Source organism: Vibrio sp. 1402 (genome assembly GCF_033340275.1).
Map to the genome: position 1 here is coordinate 1 of NZ_JAWOWE010000599.1, position 546 is coordinate 546.

Sequence of the window (546 nt, forward strand, 5' to 3'; positions counted from 1 at the left end):
AAACGACAAACGCAAATTGGCATTCACAATGCCGTACATCTCTTCGGCATCGTAACGTGGAGGTAAGATGGCACTGTCCGATTTCGGCGGCTTTGGACGGTTTGCGTTGGCAATCGCCTCGCGCGCTAAGTCTAAGGCGTGCTCATCGTTTTCGGCGTAATAATCCGCCACCCCCGATTTTCGACAATGCACATCTGCGCCGCCGAGTTCTTCACCAGTCACGATTTCGCCCGTTGCGGCTTTTACCAATGGTGGCCCAGCTAAAAAAATGGTGCCTTGTTCTTTCACCATTATCGACACGTCTGCCATTGCTGGGACATAAGCACCGCCTGCGGTGCACAGACCCATAACAACGGCGATTTGAGGAATGCCTTTGGCCGACATTCTGGCTTGGTTGAAGAAGATACGGCCGAAGTGATCTTTATCGGGAAAAACGTCTGATTGATGAGGGAGATTTGCGCCGCCAGAGTCGACAAGGTAGACACACGGCAGTTGGCAACGCTGAGCTATCTCTTGTGCTCGAAGGTGCTTTTTCACGGTGAGAGG

The 546-nt window shown here is 52.4% G+C and carries 1 protein-coding gene; it reads right to left on the reverse strand.

Annotated elements, in window-relative coordinates; all coding sequences use genetic code 11:
- Positions 1 to 546, reverse strand: a 546-nt coding sequence (locus R7044_RS27455; protein WP_318141757.1) for a carboxyl transferase domain-containing protein, incomplete at both ends; no start/stop codon positions are given.